The following is a 3,045-nucleotide window of genomic DNA, read 5'->3' on the forward strand; positions in this document are numbered from 1 at the left end:
CTCATACAACAAGGGTATTTTTTCTTCTTTAATATGAATAGGGTATTTTGTTTGTAATAAATTTTTGTAATCTTCTTCAGTTGTCACTTTACCCAAAAACATATTAAATGCTAACAAGTCATTGGGATCAAATTGATAGTCTTTTATTTCAGTTGCAAACTGTAATTTTTGATCTTGGTAGAAAAGTTTGATATTATTTTTTAAATTTATTTCTACCTTATTGTTTATATATTTAACACTATCAATTACGTTACAAATTTTATCATTCCCAAATTTTATTAATTTTGGAAGTTTTTGGCTGACATCAATTAAAAATAATTGTTTGCTGCACTCTTCATAGGGACGAAATACCGAATAATAAAACTCATTCCCGCCAATAAAAATAGTGTTATTAGGACTGTTACTAAACAATCTAATAAGATTCCCACTTAATACTTTTTTTCCTTCTAACAATACGTCGTGTTGGTCTATAGAATTAATAGTAGCTAAAGTACCTAGTGGTGTCTTAAATTGTTCCATTTGGTTAATTTTATATGGTAGGGTGTGTTCTTCCACAATTAAATTTTTGTTTGGATTTTTTAGAACTACCAGTTTTCCTTTGCTGTATTCTATTTCAGAGCCATCTTTAAAAGTGCCTTTAAATACTCCATTTTTAGCATTATAATTTGTTAAACTATTAATTACGTTTTGCAAGCCAAATTTAAATAATTTATGTTTACCATCAATTTTATCGACCAAGACAAAATATTTAAATTCTCGATTTTCTCGCATAGGAAACTCTTTATCTAGGTTTGCTTCTCCTGTAAACAAGAATAAATCTTTATCCATGCCCATAATTTTAAAATCATAATAGTGGTTTCCAATTAGTAATCTTCTATTGTCATAGTACCATGCATAATCAGAAATATTTGAATGAAAATAATGGAAAGAATCTTCCATTCCATACGAGTAAGAAGAGCTGCCTAAATAAGCTTCATCTTCATAATAAAGATTTAGGTGCCTATAAGGATAAATGTCTGTATACCGTATGCGGCTTGTTTTTGTTACTTTAGTTTGATCGATAAAAGCTTCAACTTTTTCATAAGCATTGCTTTCTTCTTTGCCTTTGTCATAGGCATTTTTAGAAAAAGTTCTTTTCATGTCTTCTGGAAAATGATAAACCATATAAGATTTGACTTCTTCAAAAGGTAAGATATACGGCAATTGTTTTTTTTCAATAGTTAAATGCTTGCCTGTAATTCTTTTTACTAAAGGAGTAAAAAAATATTTGGGTTTTAATACATCGTTGCTATAAATAAAATCACCTGATTCAGAAGTGTTGATATTGGCTTTATTTTTAAGTAACTCTAATTCCATTTCCATATGCAAGCATTTTTCTTTTCTTTTGTTATTTTTTCCGGTGTAAAATATGGTTTTGGGATACTGGGTTATGTCTAAAACAAACAATTCTTTTAAACAGCTTAAAGGATGTAGAGGATCAGAAATATACTGATAGAGCCCTCCAACAAAAATAGTTTTTTCATGATTGTGTTCAAATATTTTTAATAATGGCGCTTGCAATATTTTCTGGTTATTTAAGAATAATTTGTTATTACGGTAACTTTGAACTAACCGCATTTGTGTATTAGCATTGTTATATAAAGTTTTTGCCCCTATATAATAAGGTATATGTTCTGCACCACTTTGTACATTTATGTTTTGTGCTAAAGTTTTAGGAAGTTCTATTTTTCCTTGTTTGTATTTTATTACTTCACCCGTATTTAAAGTTACTATAGTTTCTTGTCCTCTGTGTTCTGTTGCTTTAATAAAGTAGCAATTATCATTAAAAACGACAGTTTTAATTTGTGGCTTGCTATGTGCTGTATCTAAAAAAAACAATTCATTTCCACAATACTGTATTTTAGTATTGATATGGGCTTGTCTGTGACTTGCAAAACCATATAAGACCGAGGCTTCTTTGTTGAGATAGTGCGGAGAATTTAAGTCATCTACATTGTCTGCTTGCATGACCTTTGTATTGTTGACTACAATTTCATTTCGTTCACAGCGTAAACTTTGTACTTTTCCAGCAAGGCTATTGTAGGCCAATTTTTCTATACAATATTTATCATTTTTATACAGTATTTTTTTATAGTCTTTACTTTTTACTTCCGCATCATTTAAATTTATTTTTGTTACCTTTTCATAAAACTGGTATTTTTTATAAAATTGTTCTCTGGAACCAAAAAAATCATGGTATACAATATACTCACGAAGTGCATCGGAATATAATTCTTTTCGTTCTAAATAAATATTTTCTTTTTCATATGTGGTATTTTCTTTGTCTAGATAGTAAAGTTTACCCATAAAGTAATCTATATCTACCTTACCGCTAGGTGAAATAGAATAGCCATTTGCAATTTGCTTTGGATTAAAGGACGATTCTTTGTCAATACTAGTACTAAATAAATTTGAAGAACGTATATTTAAGCACAAATTAGGCACCCCAAATTCTACCACTTGCGCTGTTGCAGGGTTTGTATCAATAATAACGTACTTTTTATTGCACTTGCCAAATGTACTTGTAGGTTTTATTTGTCCACTAATTAAAAGAACATCTTCAATTTTTTCAGGTAGTCCATGATCTAATTTCATTTCTGCAAAAAATATTTTTTTGCTATTTAAAAACACAGTTACTTCGCTGGTTAATTTGGCATTTAAACAACTGCCAATAAATATAGTGCCTATTTCAGCTTTGTAACTTTTTATGTCACAGTTTCTTTCTACTAAAGCTTTTAACTCTTCCGTACTGCCATAACAGTTTAAGTTAACTAAAAACATTATTAATACTAATATTTTTCTTAGGTTAGTTTGCATTTCTTTGGCTGTCTTTCTAATTTATTTTTGCCTTAATTTTTTATGAGTTCATATTTATGCTCAACTTATTTTAACTAAACCTCCTAAATGTACATTTACCTTATTATTTTAATTTTTTAAAGCAAACAAATTTTATTTTTTAGATAATTTTCTTGCAAATTAAAGTTTTTTAGATATTTAGTAAAGCTA

1 protein-coding gene is annotated in these 3,045 nt (G+C 28.4%); it reads right to left on the reverse strand.

The features are described from left to right. On the reverse strand, positions 1-2,856 hold a 2,856-nt coding region (locus GOY08_RS15480), incomplete at its 3' end, for a hypothetical protein (RefSeq protein WP_158999836.1). Positions 2,857-3,045 lie beyond the last annotated feature (189 nt).

The organism is Pigmentibacter ruber (assembly GCF_009792895.1).
Classification (GTDB): domain Bacteria; phylum Bdellovibrionota_B; class Oligoflexia; order Silvanigrellales; family Silvanigrellaceae; genus Silvanigrella; species Silvanigrella rubra.